Annotated in this window: 13 protein-coding genes; 6 read left to right on the top strand and 7 right to left on the bottom strand. The window is 68.1% G+C overall.

The window, feature by feature from the left end; all coding sequences use genetic code 11:
* Positions 1-848: 848 nt before the first annotated feature.
* The gene (locus tag U5N23_RS02360) at positions 849-2,138 is read right to left on the bottom strand and encodes an HD-GYP domain-containing protein (protein WP_322591268.1); all 1,290 of its coding nucleotides are present in this window, start codon (positions 2,136-2,138) and stop codon (positions 849-851) included.
* Between the two features lie 100 nt (positions 2,139-2,238).
* Between U5N23_RS02360 and recG the strand changes: the two genes are divergently transcribed.
* The 5 genes from recG (at position 2,239) to U5N23_RS02385 (ending at position 8,789) form a co-directional block, all read left to right on the top strand.
* Positions 2,239-4,362, top strand: a complete 2,124-nt coding sequence (gene recG, locus U5N23_RS02365) for an ATP-dependent DNA helicase RecG (protein ID WP_322591269.1) — start codon at positions 2,239-2,241, stop codon at positions 4,360-4,362.
* 217 nt (positions 4,363-4,579) lie between these two features.
* Positions 4,580-5,545, top strand: coding sequence for a LysR substrate-binding domain-containing protein (locus U5N23_RS02370; protein ID WP_007861670.1), 966 nt, complete (start codon positions 4,580-4,582; stop codon positions 5,543-5,545).
* Between the two features lie 359 nt (positions 5,546-5,904).
* Positions 5,905-7,641, top strand: coding sequence for a dipeptidase (locus U5N23_RS02375; RefSeq protein ID WP_322591270.1), 1,737 nt, complete (start codon positions 5,905-5,907; stop codon positions 7,639-7,641).
* A 115-nt stretch (positions 7,642-7,756) separates the two neighbouring features.
* A complete protein-coding gene (locus U5N23_RS02380; RefSeq protein ID WP_007861672.1) occupies positions 7,757-8,257 on the top strand; it encodes a Dps family protein in 501 nt (166 codons plus the stop codon).
* A 157-nt stretch (positions 8,258-8,414) separates the two neighbouring features.
* Complete coding sequence (locus U5N23_RS02385; protein WP_322591271.1) at positions 8,415-8,789, top strand: response regulator; 375 nt, start codon at positions 8,415-8,417, stop codon at positions 8,787-8,789.
* 202 nt (positions 8,790-8,991) lie between these two features.
* Here the strand turns inward: U5N23_RS02385 and U5N23_RS02390 are convergent, their stop codons facing one another.
* From U5N23_RS02390 to U5N23_RS02405, 4 genes are read right to left on the bottom strand one after another with little or no spacing between them, the layout of a single operon-like run.
* Positions 8,992-10,137, bottom strand: coding sequence for a hybrid sensor histidine kinase/response regulator (locus U5N23_RS02390; RefSeq protein WP_322591272.1), 1,146 nt, complete (start codon positions 10,135-10,137; stop codon positions 8,992-8,994).
* Entirely contained in the window at positions 10,134-10,754 is a 621-nt protein-coding gene (locus tag U5N23_RS02395; RefSeq protein ID WP_322591273.1) for a chemotaxis protein CheB, read from the bottom strand. The genes U5N23_RS02390 and U5N23_RS02395 overlap by 4 nt, the downstream gene beginning before the upstream one ends.
* Entirely contained in the window at positions 10,751-11,590 is an 840-nt protein-coding gene (locus U5N23_RS02400) for a CheR family methyltransferase (protein WP_322591274.1), read from the bottom strand. Before U5N23_RS02400 ends, U5N23_RS02395 begins: the two co-directional genes overlap by 4 nt.
* A gap of 17 nt (positions 11,591-11,607) precedes the next feature.
* Entirely contained in the window at positions 11,608-15,039 is a 3,432-nt protein-coding gene (locus U5N23_RS02405) for a response regulator (protein WP_322591275.1), read from the bottom strand.
* 179 nt (positions 15,040-15,218) lie between these two features.
* On the opposite strand from U5N23_RS02405, the gene ubiA reads away from it, so the two are divergent.
* A complete protein-coding gene (gene ubiA, locus U5N23_RS02410) occupies positions 15,219-16,103 on the top strand; it encodes a 4-hydroxybenzoate octaprenyltransferase (RefSeq protein ID WP_322591276.1) in 885 nt (294 codons plus the stop codon).
* A 16-nt stretch (positions 16,104-16,119) separates the two neighbouring features.
* On the opposite strand, the gene proC is transcribed toward ubiA, so the two are convergent.
* Together proC and glpK are read right to left on the bottom strand one after the other, a co-directional pair.
* A complete protein-coding gene (proC, locus tag U5N23_RS02415) occupies positions 16,120-16,956 on the bottom strand; it encodes a pyrroline-5-carboxylate reductase (RefSeq protein WP_322591277.1) in 837 nt (278 codons plus the stop codon).
* Between the two features lie 76 nt (positions 16,957-17,032).
* Positions 17,033-18,526 carry a glycerol kinase GlpK gene (gene glpK, locus U5N23_RS02420; RefSeq protein ID WP_322591278.1) on the bottom strand — a complete coding sequence of 498 codons (1,494 nt, stop codon included), beginning with the start codon at positions 18,524-18,526 and terminating at the stop codon, positions 17,033-17,035.
* Between the last annotated feature and the right edge of the window lies 1 nt (position 18,527).

Below are 18,527 nucleotides of genomic sequence, written 5' to 3' on the forward strand. Positions count from 1 at the left end.
CGTACCAAGGGAGAAATTGCGAAGGGCGCGATTGTCCCACGGCGCGCGGGCTGGGGCGGGGCGCGCGGCGGGCCGTGGCACGGGAGGGGGGGCAGGGGGCCGGGAGCGGGCGCGCCGCGCCGCAGGAGGCGGAGGGCGCGGGCGCCAGCAGGGCGCAGGCCGCGGGGCGTGGGGGGGACGGGCGGGGCGCCCGGGGGTGAGACGGCGCCGGAGCGACAGGCCCGGGGCGCGCCACGTGCACAGTGCTGGGCGGCGGCGCACCAGTCGGTGGCCTGCTCCAGCGGCTGCTGCACCAGTTCGCGAAGCTCCCGCAGGCTGGGTTTGACCAGGGCCCGCCCGCGAGCGAGCGGCAGTGGTGGGCCCGAGGTGTCGATGACCCCCGCACGCCCCCGCGGACAGGGTCCGGGCAGCCGGCATAAAGTCGTCGGCGGCCAGGCGGCAGGCTGCCGCTGGCAACGAGCCAGCGCGGCGGCGTGGTAGGGCGGCCAGCGCACCAGGCAGGCCGCCTTCGGCCGCGCAGGTGGGGCCGGGCAGCACAAACCGAAACTCGGCCGGTGGTGGTCTCGCCACCGGAGTTCGCGCGTGCGCCCGCTGGCGGAGGCCGGGGCCCCCTTCGTCGGCCAGCAGTTGCCGCACCGGCGCCGGGCGCCGCCCGCCGGGCCCGGCCAGCACTGGCGCCGCCGGTGAGCGCGGGCCGGGCCGCCCGGCGCGCCGGGGGCGAGGGTGGGGACGGGGGTGGTGGTCGCCAGGTCGAGGCGGGGTTCAGGGGTGGGGTGGTGGAGGGCGGGCACGGAGGAAGCGCGGGGCAAGGCAGGGAAGGGCGTGGTTGCCGGATTGGCCGGGCCGGGCTACCAGGCCTGCCCGGAAAAACCCGACCACAGCTCGTTAAGGTCCGGGAACTTCCACTTGTCCGGGTCTTCGCGTGCCACGATCTTCTCGGCGCAGCCGGGCGCCGCCAGGTCCACCACCTCGGGCGGAATGCGCAGGTCCGACTTGGTGGAAAAGAAGAGCTTCACCTTGGGCGAGGTCAGCGACTGCTGGCCCTGCTCCATCACCACGCCGATGCGCCCTGAGGTCAGCCGCACCAGCGAACCCACGGGGTAGATGCCGATGCTCTTGACGAAGGCCTGGAACAGGCGGGGGTCGAAATGGCCCTTGGTCCATTCGGCCATGCGCCGCAGCGACTCCGCCGGGTCCCATCCGGACTTGTAGGGGCGGTCGGAAGTGATGGCGTCATAGACGTCGCAGATGGCGGTCATGCGCGCGATCAGGCTGATCTCGTCGCCCTTGAGCTGGCTGGGGTAGCCCGAGCCGTCCATCTTCTCGTGGTGGTGGCGGCAGGCATCGAGCACCGCATCTTCCACGCTGCCACCTTCCTTGAGCAGGTCGTAGCCCTCCTGCGGGTGGGTTTGGACGATGGCGAACTCGCTGTCGGTGAGCTTGCCCGGCTTGTTGAGCACCGCCAGCGGGATCGCCGCCTTGCCCAGGTCGTGCAGCAGCCCGGCCATGCCGGCGCTGCGGGTATGTTCTTCGTTGAGGTTGACCTGCTTGGCCAGTGCCACCATCAGGGCGCACACCGCCACCGAGTGCATGTAGGTATAGTCGTCGGCCGTCTTGAGCCGGGCCAGGCTGATCAGGGCGCCCGGGTTGCGCGTGACGGAGTCGGAAATCTCCTCCACCAGGCCCCGGGCATTCTCCGGATTCACGGCCTTGCCCATGCGCGCCTCCTTGAACATGGAGACCATGGCCTGCTTGGCCTCGCCGCAGATCGAGGCGGCGGCCAGCAGCTCGTTGTGCATGCTGGCAGGGGCCTTGCCGCGCGGCTGGCGGCGCGCGGGGGGCGCAGGCGGCGGGGGATCCACCACCAGGGGCGGCAGGTTCTCCAGCATGCTGAAATCCGTCTCCAGCTGGATGTCCGCCTCCTCGCGCGAGACGGAGCGCACACCGACCGCCACGTCCAGACCCTTGGAGGTATCGATCCACACCTCCTCGATGCTGGTGTTCTTGATGCGAGCGAGGTCCTTGGGGTACTTCAGGACGAACTTGGCCCGCCAGAATGGGTGGTCCATCCACGAGCCGCAGAAGTCGTGCAGGTACATGCCCAACGTGAGATGCTGAATACTGATGCGCTTGAGCATGGAAACTGTCCCGATCGCCAGGGCCTGCCAAAGCCACGTAATAAACAGTAACCATGGTAGCCTTTTTGCTCCATGAATCCTTCGCAATGCCGGATAACCCTTGAACAACAAGCCCGCCGCTCCCAGGGCACCCTCCACCGCCAGTGTTGCGCAAAAGGCACTGCACAAGCTGGGCCTGAAGCGCGACATCGATCTGGCCCTGCACCTGCCGCTGCGCTACGAGGATGAAACCCGCATCACGCCACTGTCCAGCGCCCGCGATGGCCAGATGGTGCAGATCGAAGCCACCGTGACGGCCTGCGAGGTGCAGCTGCGCCCGCGCCGCCAGTTGCTGGTGCAGGTGGAGGATGCATCAGGCACCTGCGAGCTGCGCTTCTTCAGTTTCTACCCCTCGCACCAGAAGACCCTGGCCGTGGGCGCGCGCCTGCGCATCCGGGGTGAGGTCAAAGGCGGTTTCTGGGGGCGGCAGATGCTGCACCCGGCCTTTCGCCAGGCCGGGGGCGAGTTGCCCGCCGCGCTGACCCCCGTCTATCCGACCACGGCCGGTTTGCCGCAGCCCTACCTGCGCCGGGCGGTGGTCGGGGCGCTCAGCCGGGTGGACCTGTCGGAAACCCTGCCCCCCGGAGCCGAGCCGCCCTATGCCGTCTTCCGGCATGACAACGGCAGCTACCGCGCGTTCAACCTGCGCGAGGCGCTCACCTTTTTGCACCACCCCACGCCCGACGTGTCGCTGTCCACACTGGAGGACCACAGCCATCCGGCCTGGCAGCGCCTGAAGGCCGAGGAACTGCTGGCGCAGCAGCTGTCGCAGCAGCAGTCGCGCCGCGAGCGCGACCAGTTGCGCGCACCGGTGCTGCGCCCGCGCAAGGGGGTGGACGGCTTACTGCCCCTGCACGAGCAACTGATGGCCGTGCTGCCCTTTTCGCTGACCGCCGCCCAGCGGCGGGTCGGGGTGGAGATTGCCAAAGACCTGGCGCACCGGGTGCCCATGCACCGCCTGCTGCAGGGCGACGTGGGCTCGGGCAAGACCGTGGTGGCCGCGCTGGCGGCTGCCATCGCCATGGACGCCGGTTGGCAGTGCGCCCTCATGGCGCCCACCGAAATCCTGGCCGAGCAGCATTTCGCCAAGATGATCGGCTGGCTTGAGCCGCTGCTGGCCGCCCACGGCCGCCGGGTGGCCTGGCTGGTGGGTGGCCAGAAGAAGAAGGAACGCACGGCCATGCTGGCGCTGGTCGAAAGCGGCGAGGCCGCGCTGGTGGTGGGCACGCATGCCGTGATCCAGGACCAGGTGCGCTTCAAGAACCTGGCGCTGGCCATCATCGACGAGCAGCACCGCTTTGGGGTGGCGCAGCGCCTTTCGCTGCGGCAAAAGCTCGCCGCCCAGGGTATGGAGCCGCACATGCTGATGATGAGCGCCACGCCCATTCCGCGCACCCTGGCCATGAGCTACTACGCCGACCTCGATGTCTCGGTGATCGACGAACTGCCGCCCGGGCGCACCCCCATCGTCACCAAGCTCATTGCCGACAGCCGCAAGGACGAAGTGATCGCTCGCATTGGCGCCCAGGTAAACGACGGACGGCAGGTGTATTGGGTGTGCCCGCTGATCGAGGAAAGCGAGGCGCTGGACCTGAGCAACGCCACCGCCACCCATGCCGACCTGAGCGAGGCCCTGCCCGGTGCCATGGTCGGCCTGCTGCACTCGCGCATGCCGACGGCGGAAAAGAAGGCCGTGATGGCGCTCTTTTCCAGTGGGCAGATGGGCGTGCTGGTGAGCACCACGGTGATCGAGGTCGGGGTGGACGTGCCCAATGCCTCGCTGATGGTGATCGAGCATGCCGAGCGCTTCGGCCTGTCGCAACTGCACCAGCTGCGCGGGCGCGTGGGGCGCGGTGCAGCGGCATCGGCCTGCGTGCTGCTCTACTCGACCAATGACAGCGGCCGGGTGGGCGAGACTGCCAAGGAGCGATTGAGGGCCATGTCGGACACGAATGATGGCTTCGAGATCGCCCGGCGCGACCTGGAGATCCGCGGGCCGGGCGAGTTCCTCGGGGCGCGGCAATCGGGCGACGCGCTGCTGCGCTTTGCCGATTTGGCCACCGACACCCACCTGCTCGAATGGGCGCGCGAGCTGGCCCCGGTGATGCTGGACCGCCACGCCGAACTGGCCGAGCGCCACGTGATGCGCTGGCTGGGTGGAAAATCCGACTATCTGAAAGCATGACCCACGCCATGATGCAAACCCCTGCCGCCGCTGCGCCGCTGCCGGCCCCGACCGCGCACCCTGCGCTGGCCACCCGATGGGGTGCCCTGTCGCTGGCGGGCAGGGAGGTCCTGCGCACGCTAATCACTGGGGTGGCCGTGCACCGCAGTGGCACCACGCCCTGGGCGGTTCGGCGCATAGCGCTGCACAATGCGCGTACCATCCGTCTGGAATCTCCATGACCCTCACCGAACTCAAATACATCGTCGCCGTGGCGCGAGAAAAGCACTTCGGCCATGCGGCCGATGCCTGCTATGTGTCGCAGCCCACGCTGTCGGTGGCCATCAAGAAGCTGGAAGAAGAGCTCGATGTGAAGCTCTTCGAGCGCAGCGCTGGCGAGGTCACCGTCACCCCGCTGGGCGAGGAGATCGTGCGCCAGGCGCAGAGCGTGCTGGAGCAGGCCGCGGCCATCAAGGAGATCGCCAAGCGCGGCAAGGACCCGCTGGCCGGGCCTCTGACCCTGGGCGTGATCTACACCATCGGCCCCTACCTGCTGCCCGACCTGGTGCGCCATTCGATCGCGCGCACCCCGCAGATGCCGCTGATGCTGCAGGAGAACTTCACCGTCAAGCTGCTGGAGATGCTGCGCACCGGCGAGATCGACTGCGCCATCCTGGCCGAACCGTTTCCCGACACCGGCCTGGCCATGGCGCCGCTGTACGACGAGCCCTTCATGGCGGCACTGCCCGCCAACCATCCCCTGGGCGCGCAGAAGTCCATCTCCGCAGCCGAACTCAAGAGCGAAACCATGCTCTTGCTGGGTGCAGGCCACTGCTTTCGCGACCATGTGCTCGAGGTCTGCCCCGAGTTCGCGCGCTTTGCGAGCAATGCCGAGGGCATCCGCAAGTCCTTCGAAGGCTCGTCGCTCGAGACCATCAAGCACATGGTGGCGGCCGGCATGGGCGTCACCCTGGTGCCGCGCCTGTCGGTGCCGCGCGATGCGCTGCTCACGGTGTCGCGCCGGCGCAAGAGCGATGAGAGCTACATCCGCTATGTCCCCATCCGCGAGGACGATGGCAGCCCGCCGCCCATGCGCCGCGTGGTGCTGGCCTGGCGGCGCAGCTTCACGCGCTACGAGGCCATTGCAGCGCTGCGCAACGCGATCTACGCCTGCGAGCTGCCGGGCGTCACGCGCCTGTCGTGAGGTGAGCGCCCCCTGAGGCGCTGCGCGCCTTCACCCCTCTCTCATATTGCTTCGCAATCTGGGAGGGGGACGCCCCCAGCGCAAGCGCTGGATACGCCGTCTTCGCGGCGGGGCAGCCCTTGCGCGGGGGGGCGCTGGCTTGGGTCGCGCCAGTTTCACGCTCTGCGCCTCCCTTGCACGCAGGTCGGAATGAAATCTGCCTTTCCGGGCATTTCTGGTGCTGCCGGGGCCGGCAGCGATACACTTTCGCCGCGCAGGGCCCGCCGGCGTGCCCTACACGGGGCCCGGTGCTGCGAAGCTGCGCCACATGCCGCCCGCACCTGTCCCGCGCTCCCCAATTCCCAAGGAAAGCTACAGAGATGAAGAAGATTTTGATGGCCGCAGGCCTCGCCGTGGGCCTTGCCGCCTGCTCCAGCGTGACGACCAACGCGCCGCAGGCCACGACGATCAAGAAGGTCCAGATGGACCGCCTGGTGGCTGCATTGCCCGCCGCCGCCCAGGGCAGCTTTGGCGAGTTTCTGGCGCAAGCCGCGCGTGAGAACCCCATGCTGCAGGCCAGCGTGGCCGGCTACAAGGCCAAGGCGCCGCTGGCCGGCGACGACCTGGTCAACATCAGCCGCCTGCTGGGCCTGTACAACCGCCTGCGCAACCAGGCGGCGGTGATCGACACCACGGCGCGCATGGTCGCCCTTCCCACCTTCCGCCGCGACAAGGTGCCGCCGCACGAGGACAAGGCCATCATCGCCTTCGGGGCGCTGGTCGAAGGCATGGCCAAGGACTTCGGCCTGGAATACCGCAATGTGGACAACCGCATCTTCGAGGTGAAGCTGCCGGGCACCGGCAAGGAAGAGTTCGGCATCCTCACGCATGCCGACGTGGTGCCCGTGGTGGCCGACGAATGGGTGCTGGAGGACGGCACGCGCCTGGACCCCTTCAAGCTCACGCGCGTGGGTGGCAACCTGTACGGCCGCGGCGCCATCGACGACAAGGGCTCCATCGCCACCGTGCTGTACGCGATGAAGGCCGTCAAGGAAAGCGGCCTGCCGCTGTCGCGCACCATCCGCCTCATGATCGAGACCACCGAAGAGACCGGTGGCGACGCCATGAAGTACTACCGCACCAAGACCGAGCTGCCCGAGTACAACATCGTGCTCGACAGCAAGTACCCCGCCGTGGTCGCCGAGAAGGGCTCGGGCGCGCTGCGCGCCTCGTTCCCGCTGCAGGACGCGCCGGCCGGCTTTACCTACATCGCGGCAATGGCCGGTGCCGCCTCCACCAACGCCGTGCCGCAGACCGCGACGGCCCGCCTGCAGGGGGGTGACCTGGCTGCCGCGGCAGCAAAGCTCAACGCCGCCAAGGCCGCCTTCATCGCCAAGTACACGCCCCAGGGCGGAGCCTTCAAGATCGATGTGGCCCAGGAGTCGGGCGCGGTGCAGATCAAGGTGACCGGCGCCTCGGCCCACGGCTCGCGTCCCGAAGAGGGGGTGAACCCGCTGCCGCGCCTGGCGCTGTTCCTGCGCGAGTCCGGCGTGACCGTGGCGCCCACCGGCTATGCCAATGCCGTGCGCTATATCGCCGAACTGTATGGCACGGACTACCTGGGCCGCACCATCGGCCTGAACTACAGCGATGATTTCATGGGCCCGCTGACCATGTCGCCCAACCTCGTGCGCGAGAAGGACGGCATGGTCGATGTGCTGGTGAACGTGCGCATGCCACGCGGCAGAACCCCCGAAACCCTGGTGCACTCCACCAAGGTCAAGATCAACGACTGGGCGGCGCAGGCCTCCGTTCCGGTGATCATCGACCACCAGCAGGGCAACTGGATGGCGCGTGACCCCAAGGGCGCATGGCTGTCCACGCTGCTCAACACCTTCGGTGACACCACGGGCCTCCCAGCCCAGCCCGTGTCCACCGCTGGCAGCACCACGGCCAAGCTCATGCCCAACGCCATCAACTTCGGCCCGGCCATGCCGGGCAAGAAGTACACGGCCCACAACGCCAAGGAGTTCAAGGAAGTGGCGGACCTCGATGCCGACATGCAGATGTTCACCGAGATGCTGGTGCGCATTGGAAACTTGGACCAGATGCAGTAAAGGGATTGGGGCTTGCGCTAAAGTGAACGCGAGCCGCCGCGCCGGGGCCACGGGATTTCACCGGGGCACTGCGGCGCGGCCCATCCATCGATTGCCATCCAACGAAGGAGCCCCCATGGCCAAAGCCGCCAAATCCACCGCACCCAGCATCAACATCGGCATCAGCGAAAAAGACCGCGCTGCCATCGCCCAGGGCCTGTCGCGCCTGCTGGCAGACACCTACACGCTGTACCTGACCACGCACAACTTCCACTGGAACGTGACGGGGCCGATGTTCAACACGCTGCACACCATGTTCATGGCGCAGTACACCGAGCTGTGGAACGCCGTGGACCCGATTGCCGAGCGCATCCGCTCGCTGGGCCATATCGCCCCCGGCTCGTATGCCGACTTCGGCAAGCTGGCCACCGTGGCCGATGCACCGAGCAAGCCGCCCAAGGCGCTGGACATGGTGCGCGTGCTGGTCGAAGGCCACGAGGCCGTGGCCCGCACCGCGCGCAGCCTGTTCCCCCTGGCCGACAAGGCCAGCGACGAGCCCACGGCCGATCTGCTGACCCAGCGCCTCACGGTGCACGAGCAGACCGCGTGGATGCTGCGCTCGCTGCTCGAGGAGTGAGCCGGACGGGGCCGCAAGGCCCCGTTTCTTTGGAGCGGTCTGCCGCAATTGGCATCCCGTCCTACAGGCGGTGCCCCTGCTTTCCTGAATGATCCAGACTGGCTTTCCCGTCTCTTCCTTTCGCCACGCCCCGTCTTTCAGAACACGACCATCCCCTATGCGAATCCTTTATGTGGAGGACAACCCCGAACTGCGCGAAACCATCGGCATGCTGATGGAAGGGGAGGGCCGCACGATCACGAGCTGTGCCACCGCCGAGGAGGCGCTCGAGCTCGAGTGCAATGGCGTGTTCGATCTGCTGGTCACGGACGTGAGCCTGCCCGGCCTGTCGGGCACGGACCTGGCCCGCAAGGTGCTGGCCGTTGATCCCGGGCGTTGGGTGGTGCTGTGCACCGGCTATGACCTGGGCACGCACCCCTCGGCCTGGGGCCCCAACGTGCGCACGCTGATGAAGCCTTTCGAACTCGAAGACCTGGAGGCCTTGCTGGTCCAGGTGCAATCCACCCTCGACGGTTCGCCTGCCGGACGCTGAGAGGCTGAAAGTCTTTCATCCATGCCCGCCTTGCACGCCAAAACACCCCGGCTCGTCGAAAGCAAATGCTCGCCATAGCCCGAGCTATGGCTGTGCTTTGCGCCTAGATCCAGGGCGTTTTGACGCGCCATTCGGACACGGCTAAAAAATTCCCAGCCTCTGAGCCAGCATCCGCCGGTCCGCAGCGCGCGGGCCGGCGCAGTCAGCCCGCCTTCGCCTGGGGCTGGCGCGGCAGGACTACGTGAAAGCGCGTGCTGCCATCTTCGGACTGCACATCGATCCGCCCGCCATGCGAGCGCACGATCTGCTGCACGATGAACAGGCCCAGCCCCAATCCCTGGTGGCGCCCCGGCGCCTGGTCACGGCCCCGGAAGGGGCTGAACAATTGCGGAAGCAGTGCCGGTGGGATGGTGCCGCCATTGGTCACCGTCAGGGCGAGGGCGTGCGGATCGCTGCCATCGAGCGCCACATGGATCGCCACCTCCGGATCGCCATGGTGCACCGCGTTGCCGATGAGGTTGATGGCCAGCTGGCACAGCCGCTCCTCATCCCCCATGCCGCAGAGGTTGCCCTGGTCGCTGGTGCGGATCACATGGTTGGGAAAGCTGGTGCGTATCTCCTGCAGCGAGCGCTGCAGCACGGCATGCAGGTCCACGGGGGCCATGCGCATCGCCAGGCCGGTGCCCTGGCGGATGCGCGTCACGTCCAGCAGGTCCTCGATCATGCGCGCCATGCGCTGGCTGCTGCTGAGCACACGGCCAGCCAGGGCCTGCGCTCTGTCGGGCGCCAGGGGCTGGCGTTGCAAGGCCGTGGCCGCCGCACCGATGGACATCAGCGGCGTGCGCAGGTCATGGCTGAGCACGGCCATGAACATCTCGTTGATGCGCAGTGCCTCGGTGCGCTCGCGCAGTTCGCGCGCCAGGGTGCGCTTCTGGCGGAACAGCTCGAAGAACACGCCCGCCTTGGACGCCAGCATCTGCGGATCGATGGGCTTGTACAGAAAATCCACGGCCCCGGTCTCGTAGCCGCGGAACTGCCAGTTCTGGTCGCGCGAACCGGCGGTCATGAAGATCAGCGGGATGTGGCGCGTGCGCTCGCTGCCGCGGATCAGCTCGGCCAGCTCGAACCCGTTCATTTCGGGCATCTGCACGTCCAGCAGCGCCAGCGCCACGTCGCCGTGGGAGAGCAGCAGCTCCAGCGCCTCGGGGCCCGACTGGGCCTTGAGCACCTCGATGCTGTCGCTTTGCAGCAGGGCCTCCACGGCCACGAGGTTTTCGGGCACGTCATCCACCACCAGGCACTTGATGCGTTCAATGGGCAGCGGCTGGGGGTGAAGGGTGGGGCTCACAGGATTCTCCGCATTTGCAGTTCGGTCAGCAGGGATGCGATCTCCGAAGGGGCAAGGGTGTGGTGGGGCGCCATCAGGTCCAGCGCAGACTGGGGCATCATGGACATGGCGGCACTGCCGGGGGCCTGCACGATGCAAAGCCCCCCTGCGGCGCCGATGGCCGCCATGCCACGCGCGCCGTCCTGGTTGGCACCGGACAGGAGCATACCCACCAAGCGCTCGCCGTAGATGTCCGCCGCCGACTCGAACAGCACGTCGATGGACGGGCGCGAAAAGTGCACGGGCTCATCGACCGAGAGCGCCAGCCGTGGGCCGGCATCCACCAGCAGGTGGTAGTCGGGCGGGGCAAAGTACACGTTGCCGGCTTCGATGGGCTCCTTGTCCTGCGCTTCCGCCGTGCGCAGCGCACAGCGCGGGCGAAAGATCTCGGGCAGCAGGCTGGGGGCCTCGCGCGGCAGGTGCAGGGTGACCAGCACTGCCACGCGGGTCTGCGCCTGCAGCGACGGCAAGATGGTGGAGATGGCATCGATGGCGCCTGCCGAACCACCGATCACGATGGCATCGAAGCCGCGCGGGCCATGCCGGTACGGCGGGGTGGAGGGTGCGGTGGCCGTCATGTGCCCACCTTCTTCCTGTAGATGCGGTCTTCGAGCACGAAGTCGTCGAAGGCCGGGGCCTGCTCGGTAAAGCGCATCGACTCCTTGGATCCCAGGCCCAGGAAGCCGCGGTGGCACAGGGCCTCCTTGAACAGGCCCAGCGCCCGGTTCTGCAGCTCGCGCTCGAAATAGATCAGCACGTTGCGGCAGGAGACCAGGTGCACCTCGGCAAACACGGTGTCCGTGGCCAGGCTGTGGTCGGAGAACACCACCTGCTTGCGCAGCGCGCGGTCGAACACCACGCGGCCGTAGCCGGCCGAGTAATAGTCCGACAGCGAGCTCTTGCCGCCCGAGCGGGCATGGTTCTCGGTGAAGGAAGCAACGCGCGCGAGGTCGAAGACGCCGGCCTCTGCGGCCTGCAGGGCCTGCTGGTTGATGTCGGTGGCGTAGATGATGGTGCGCTCCAGCAGGCCTTCCTCGTGCAGCAGGATGGCCAGCGAGTACACCTCTTCGCCATTGCTGCACCCGGCCACCCAGACCTTGAGCGAGGGGTAGGTGCGCAGGATGGGAATCACCTGCTCGCGCAGCGACTTGAAATAGCGCGGGTCGCGGAACATCTCGCTGACCTGCACCGTGAGGTATTCGAGCAAGGCCGGGAACACGGCGGCATCGTGCAGCACCTTGTCCTGCAGCTGTGACAGCGTCTGGCAGCCAAAGCGCGAGATCGCGGCCTGCAGGCGGCGCTTGAGCGAGGACTGCGCGTAGCCGCGAAAGTCGTAGTGGTAGCGGTAGTAGATCGCGTCGAGCAGCAGGCGCTGCTCGATGTCACCAATCCGCGCCGTCTTGAGGTGGTGCAATCGGGGCTCCGGCGTGCTCACTTGGGCATCCACACCCGCACCAGCGAGAGCAGCTTTTCCACGTCCAGCGGCTTGGCGATGTAGTCGTTGGCACCGGCGGCCAGGCACTTGTCCTGGTCGTCCTTCATGGCCTTGGCCGTGAGGGCGATGATGGGCAGCCTGCGCCATGCGGGCTGTTTGCGGATCTCGCGCATGGCGGTGTAGCCGTCCATCTCCGGCATCATGATGTCCATCAGCACCAGGTCGACGGCCGGGCCGGTACCACCCGAGCGCTCCAGGAAATCGAGCGCCTCGCGCCCGTTGCGTGCGATCTGCACCGAGATGCCCGTGGGCTCCAGGATGCTGGAAAGCGCGAACACGTTGCGCACGTCGTCCTCCACCACCAGCACGGTGCGGCCCTCGAAGGCCGCATCGCGGCTGCGCGCCACCTGCAGCATCTGCCGGCGCTCCACCGACAGTTCCGACTCCACCTGGTGCAGGAACAGGGTGACTTCGTCGAGCAGGCGTTCGGGCGAGCGCGCGTCCTTGATGATGATGGACTTGGAGAAGCGGCGCAGCTGCTGCTCCTCGTCGCGCGTGAGGGCGCGCCCGGTGTAGACGATGACCGGCGGGAAGGACACCTCTTCCTGCTCGGACATGGCCTTGAGCAGCTCATAGCCGCTCAGGTCGGGCAGGTTCACGTCCATCACCATGCAGTCGAAGGTGCTGCTGCGCAGGTACTCCAGGGCCGCCGTGGCGTTCTCCACGCAGACGATGTCCACGCCGTCCGTGGCCAGCAGGGCGCGCACGCTCTCGCGCTGGCGCGCGTCGTCCTCGACCACCAGCACGCGGCGCATGCCCTGGGTGAACTTGGCCTCCAGGCGCTGCAGCGCCTGCACCAGCTCTTCGCGCTTGACGGGCTTGAGTGCGTAGCCGATGGCGCCGCGGCCCATGGCCTCCTGCGAGTAGTCGGCCACCGAGACCACATGCACGGGGATATGCCGGGTGGCCGGGTTGCGCTTGAGCTGGTCGAGCACCCCGAGGCCCGAGAAGTCGGGCAGGTTCACGTCCAGCACGATGGCGCTGGGTTGGTGCAGCGTGGCTGCCGCCAGGCCCTCGCTGGCCGTGTGGGCCAGGAGGCAGTGGAAGTCCATCTCGCGCGCCAGGTCGTTCAGGATGTTGGCAAAGCGCACGTCGTCTTCGATCACCAGGATGTTGCGCTCGCCTTTCGGCCGCGCGGCCACGGGCTGGACGGCGGGGGCCACGGGGGCCGGCCGGCCCGGCGGTGCGGCGGGCGGCGGCGCGCTTGCCGCGCTCTGGGGCGCCTGCAGTGCCCGGCCGGTCGAGGGCTCGTCGGACTGCACGGCATGGCGCGGTACCGTCAGCGTGAATTCGCTGCCCTGGCCCGGCGTGCTGCGGATGGCGATGCTGCCGCCCAGCAACTGGGCCAGATCACGCGAGATCGACAGGCCCAGCCCGGTGCCGCCATACTTGCGGTGGGTGCTGCCATCGGCCTGGCGGAAGGCTTCGAAGACCAGCTCCTGCTGGTGCTCGGGGATGCCGATGCCGGTGTCGCGCACGGCAAAGGCCAGCAGGTCGCCGGGCTGCTGCGAGACATGCAGCGCCACGCTGCCCTGCTCGGTGAACTTCACGGCGTTGGACAGCAGGTTCTTGAGCACCTGGCCCAGGCGCAGGGCATCGGTGTCCATGGTGGCCGGTACATTGGCATCCATGGTGAAGGCCAGGGCCAGGCCCTTTTCCTCGGCGATGGGGCGCAAAGGGTCTACCAGCGACTGCATGGCGCGGGCGATGTCCACGGTCTCGATGTCGATGGTGGCCTGGCCGGCCTCGATCTTGGACAGGTCCAGGATGTCGTTGATCAGCGCCAGCAGGTCGTTGCCGGCCGACGAGATGGTTTGCGCGTACTTCACCTGCTCGGCCGTCAGGTTGCCGGCCTTGTTGTCGGCCAGCAGCTTGGCCAGGATCAAGGTGGAGTTGAGCGGGGTGCGCAGCTCGTGGCTCATGTTGGCCAGGAACTCGCTCTTGTACTGGCTGGTCTGCTCGATCTCGCGGGCCTTCTCGGTCAGGTCCGACTGGGCTGCCAGCAGTTCCTCGCGCTGGTTCTCCAGCTGCTGGGTCTGCTCCTCGAGCTGGGCATTGGTTTGCTCCAGCTCGGTCTGCTGCAGCTCCATCTGCGCCTGCGACTCCTGCAGGATGCGGCTTTGCTGCTCCAGCTCCTCGTTGTTGACGCGCAGCTCCTCCTGCTGGGCCTGCAGCTCCTCGGACTGGCGCTGGGTTTCTTCGAGCAGGGCTTCGAGGCGGCTGCGGTCCTGGCCCGAGCGGATGGCCACGGCCAGCATCTCCGAGGCCTGCTTGAAAAGGCGGTGCTCGAACTCGTCCACCGGGCGGTAGAAGCCGAGCTCGATCACGGCAAAGACCTCGCCGTTCTCCATGGCTGGCGCCACCAGCAGCTCCGCCGGTGCGGAAGATCCGGTGCTGGACGAGACCACCAGGTGCTCGGCCGGAACGTCGCGCAGATGCAGCAACTCGCGCGAGCGCGCGCACTGGCCCACCAGGCCCTCGCCATCGATCAGTTTCTGCGCCAGGCGCTCGCGCGGCAGCGCGTAGCCGCCGAACAGCGTGAAGCCGCCGCCATGCTCGTTGACCGCGTAGGCCGCGCCCACCTTGGCATTGAGGTAGGTGGCCAGGTATTCGAGTGCCAGCTCGCCGATCTCCTCCACGCGGCGGTCCCCCTGCAGGCGCTGGGCCAGGCCGCTCAGGCCGGTCACCACCCAGTTCTGGCGTGCCTTGAGGCGGTGTTCGCGCGCGGTCAGTGCCGCCGAAATGCAGATCAGCGCCAGCAGCACCAGCGAGCCGCCCCACGAGTAGTAGGCCGACAGGGACGTGGCTTCCTCCCAGCCGCGGCGGCGGTCTTCCAGTTCCTGGGTCTGCAGGCCCGCCAGGTCCGAGGCCAGGTCGCGCACCCGGTCCATGATGTTCTTGCCTGCGTCGGTGCGCACCAGCGCCATGGCCGCTTCCACATTGCCGGCCTTGCGCAAGTCCACGGCTTCAGCGAGTTCGCTGCGTTTTTGCCGGGCCAGATCCTCTATCTGCCCCACCAGCCGGCGCTGGCCGGCGTTGCCCTCGGTGCTCGCCTTGAGCGCCGTCAGCTGCCGGTCCAGCACGTTCTGCGCCAGCAGGTAGGGCTGCAGGTACGAGGCATCCCCCGTGAGCAGGTAGCCGCGCTGGCCGGTCTCCATATCCTTGAGCGCCGAGTGCACCAGCGACAGCTCGCGCATGCCCTGTGAGGTGCGGTCCATCGTTGCCACGGCGTCGGCCCGGACCTCGGACGCCCGGTAGTTGACGAAGGCGATGACCAGCGTGGCCAGGGCCGCGACGATGAAACCCGCCATCAGGCTGCGGGGGATGGCAAAGCGCTGGGCAGACTGGGTAGTTGGTGAACGGGACATGCGTGGCAAGGGCTGGGTGGGGGCAACCGGACAATGTAACGGGTTTGTACAAATTCCCGGTGTAGGACATTTCCTGCACGGCGCGGGAGTGCGCGGGGCAGGGTGCCGCGCGGCTGCTACATTCCCGGTGCCGCCCGCCCGACGGGCAAACCCCTGTGCCTTTCCCGCCTTTCCTGCCCATGTCCGTCCCCTCGCGCAGCCGCCTGTCCCTCTACCTCGACCTGATCCGCTGGAATCGGCCCGCCGGCTGGCTGGTGTGCCTGTGGCCCACCCTGGGGGCGCTGTGGATCGCGGCGGACGGCTTTCCGGGCTGGCATTTGCTGGCCGTGTTTGTGCTGGGGACTTTTCTCATGCGCAGCGCCGGTTGCTGCGTGAACGATGTGGCCGACCGCGATTTCGACCGCCACGTCAAGCGCACCGCCGCGCGGCCCGTGACCACCGGGGCCGTTTCCGTCAAGGAGGCGCTGACCCTGGGCGCCGTGCTGGCGCTGGTGTCCTTCGGCCTGGTGCTGACCACCAATGCGGCGGCCATCGCCTGGTCCGTGCCCGCCGTGCTGGTGGCCATTGCCTACCCCTTTTCCAAGCGCGTGATCGCCATGCCGCAGGCTGTGCTGGGCATCGCCTTCAACTTCGGTATCGTGATCGCGTTCGCCGCCGTGCAGGGCCAGGTGCCCGCCGTGGCCTGGTGGATGTGGCTTGGAAACCTGTTCTGGGTGCTGGCCTACGACACCGAGTACGCCATGGTCGACCGCGATGACGACCTCCTGATCGGCATCAAGACCTCGGCCATCACCCTGGGCCGCTTCGATGTGGCGGCCATCGTGCTGTTCTACCTGCTGTTCCTGTCCATCTGGGCCGTGGCGCTGGCGCCCTATGCACTGGGCCTCGTGTACTGGCTGGCCACGGCCGCCGCCCTGGCCCAGGGGGTGTGGCACTGGACGCTGATCCGCAACCGCACCCGCGAAGGCTGTTTCACTGCCTTCCGGGTCAACCACTGGCTCGGCGCCACCGTGTTCGCCGGCATCGCCGGTAGCTACCTGTTGCGCGCATTTGCTATAAATTAGATAGCAAACTCAGGAGCTACTTCCCAAACTCATTGCCCAGCTCGTCGGCGCGCTGCTCGGCGGCCTTCATCGCGCGCTCGAAAGCCTCGCCCACGCCATCCTTTTCCATGGACTGCAGGGCCGCATAGGTGGTGCCGCCCTTGGACGTGACGCGCTGGCGCAGCACGGCCGGCGGTTCGTCCGAGCGGCGCGCCAGTTCCGAAGCGCCCACGAAGGTGCCCACGGCCAGTTGGTGCGCCTGCTCGACCGACAGGCCCATGGCCGTGCCCGCGCGGGACATGGCCTCCAGGAAGTAAAACACGTAGGCCGGGCCCGAGCCCGAAAGCGCCGTCACGGCATCGAGCTGCTTTTCACTGTCCACCCACAGGAACTCGCCCGTGGTGGCCATGATGGCCTGCACACTGCGGCGCTCGGCCTCGGAGACGGCAGGGCGGGCAAACAGCGCACTCATGCCCTTGCCCACCAGGGCCGGGGTGTTGGGCATGGTGCGCACGATGCGCTCGCTGCCCAGCCACTGGGCGATGCTGTCCGAGCGGATGCCGGCGGCCACGCTCAGGTGCAGGGCATCCTGGGTATGGGCACGCGTCTGGGCGGCGGCGTCCTTGAAGGTCTGGGGCTTGACGGCCCAGACCACGATGCGCGCGCGCTGCAGGGCCGGGCCGGCCTCGGCCTGGGCTGCGATGCCGTAATTCTTGTGCAGCGCCTCGCGCGCTTCAGCCCAGGGCTCGACGACCTCGATCTGGCTGGCCGGGTGGCCCTGGCGGACCAGGCCGCCGATGATGGCGCTGGCCATGTTGCCGCCGCCGATGAAGGCGATCACGGGAAGGGAAGGGGAGGCGGTGGTCTGGCTCATGGTGTGCGGTCGGAAGAACGAAGACAGGGGAACGGCAGGGCCATGATGGTAGCCGCCCCGCCGGGCCCGGGGGCCGTCATTCCAGTGTGGCCTGGCGCACGGCCAGTTCCCAGCGCTCCATGAGTTCGCGCGCACGCGCCTGGCCCAGCGTGGGCACGAAGCGCCGTTCGGCCCGCCACAGCTGCGAGAGCTCGGCCGTGCTGCCGTACACGCCGCTCGACAGGCCCGCCAGGTAGGCGGCGCCCAGGGCGGTGGTTTCGATCACGGCCGGGCGCACCACGGGGATGCCCAGCAGGTCGGCCTGGAACTGCATCAGCAGGTCGTTGATGCAGGCCCCGCCATCCACGCGCAGCTCGCTCACCGGGGCTCCGCCGGCGGCCACGGCATCGCGGCTCATGGCCAGCAGCAGGGCAGCGCTCTGGTAGGCGATGCTCTCCAGCGCGGCACGCGCGATGTGGCCCAGGTTGGATCCGCGCGTCAGGCCGGTGATGGTGCCGCGTGCATCCGGCTTCCAGTACGGCGCGCCCAGGCCGGTGAAGGCCGGCACCATCATCACACCGCCCGAGTCGGGCACGCTCTGCGCCAGCGACTCGACTTCGCTGCTGGTGGAGATGGCGCGCAGGCCATCGCGCAGCCACTGCACCACGGCGCCGCCGACGAAGACACTGCCCTCCATGGCGAACTCGGTCTGTGCGCTGGCCTGGGCCGCGCTGGTGGTGAGCAGGCCGTTCTGTGAGGTCTGGAAGGTGGCGCCCGTGTGCATGAGCATGAAGCAGCCCGTGCCATAGGTGTTCTTGGCCATGCCTGCGCCAAAGCAGGCCTGGCCGAACAGCGCACTCTGCTGGTCGCCCGCCACGCCGCCCACGCGGATGGCGTGGCCCAGCAGGTCGGGGGCCACGTCGCAGAAATGCGAACTCGATGGCTGTACCTGTGGCATCAGCGATTGGGGAATGCGCAGCAGCGCCAGCAGCTCGTCGTCCCACTGGTTGGTGTGCACGTTGAACAGCATGGTGCGCGAGGCATTGCTCACATCGGTCACATGCACCTGGCCATGCGTGAGCTGCCACATGAGCCAGCTGTCCACTGTGCCGAAGGCCAGCTCGCCGCGCTCTGCCTGCGCGCGTGCGCCGGGCACATGGTCCAGCAGCCACTGCAGCTTGGTGCCTGAAAAATAGGCATCGATCAGCAGGCCGGTCTTGGCCTGGATGGTGGCGGCATGGCCCTGTTCGCGCAGCGCCGCGCAGGCCGGCTCGGCCCGGCGGTCCTGCCAGACGATGGCGTGGTGCACCGGCTGGCCGGTCTGGCGGTTCCACAGCACGGTGGTCTCGCGCTGGTTGGTGATGCCCACGGCACGGATGGCGCTGGCCTGGAGGTTCGCCTTCTCCAGCGCCTCGCGGGCCGTGGCCAGCTGGGTGCGCCAGATCTCCATGGGGTCGTGTTCCACCCAGCCGGGCTGGGGGTAGATCTGCGGCAGCTCGCGCTGGGCCTGGGCCACGATGTGGCCCAGCTCGTCAAAGACGATGCTGCGGGAGCTGGAAGTGCCTTGGTCGAGTGCGAGCAGGTAGGTCATG

The sequence above is a fragment of the Acidovorax sp. genome (assembly GCF_034519795.1).
In the GTDB taxonomy this organism is placed as follows: domain Bacteria; phylum Pseudomonadota; class Gammaproteobacteria; order Burkholderiales; family Burkholderiaceae_C; genus Acidovorax.

What these genes read in the sequence shown, in the direction of transcription:
- U5N23_RS02360 (WP_322591268.1), bottom strand. Translation starts at nt 2,138, where the DNA reads ATGCTCAAGCGCATCAGTATTCAGCATCTCACGTTGGGCATGTACCTG.
- U5N23_RS02370 (WP_007861670.1), top strand. Translation starts at nt 4,580, where the DNA reads ATGACCCTCACCGAACTCAAATACATCGTCGCCGTGGCGCGAGAAAAG.
- U5N23_RS02375 (WP_322591270.1), top strand. Translation starts at nt 5,905, where the DNA reads ATGAAGAAGATTTTGATGGCCGCAGGCCTCGCCGTGGGCCTTGCCGCC.
- U5N23_RS02380 (WP_007861672.1), top strand. Translation starts at nt 7,757, where the DNA reads ATGGCCAAAGCCGCCAAATCCACCGCACCCAGCATCAACATCGGCATC.
- U5N23_RS02385 (WP_322591271.1), top strand. Translation starts at nt 8,415, where the DNA reads ATGCGAATCCTTTATGTGGAGGACAACCCCGAACTGCGCGAAACCATC.
- U5N23_RS02395 (WP_322591273.1), bottom strand. Translation starts at nt 10,754, where the DNA reads ATGACGGCCACCGCACCCTCCACCCCGCCGTACCGGCATGGCCCGCGC.
- U5N23_RS02405 (WP_322591275.1), bottom strand. Translation starts at nt 15,039, where the DNA reads ATGTCCCGTTCACCAACTACCCAGTCTGCCCAGCGCTTTGCCATCCCC.
- ubiA (WP_322591276.1), top strand. Translation starts at nt 15,219, where the DNA reads ATGTCCGTCCCCTCGCGCAGCCGCCTGTCCCTCTACCTCGACCTGATC.
- proC (WP_322591277.1), bottom strand. Translation starts at nt 16,956, where the DNA reads ATGAGCCAGACCACCGCCTCCCCTTCCCTTCCCGTGATCGCCTTCATC.
- glpK (WP_322591278.1), bottom strand. Translation starts at nt 18,526, where the DNA reads ATGACCTACCTGCTCGCACTCGACCAAGGCACTTCCAGCTCCCGCAGC.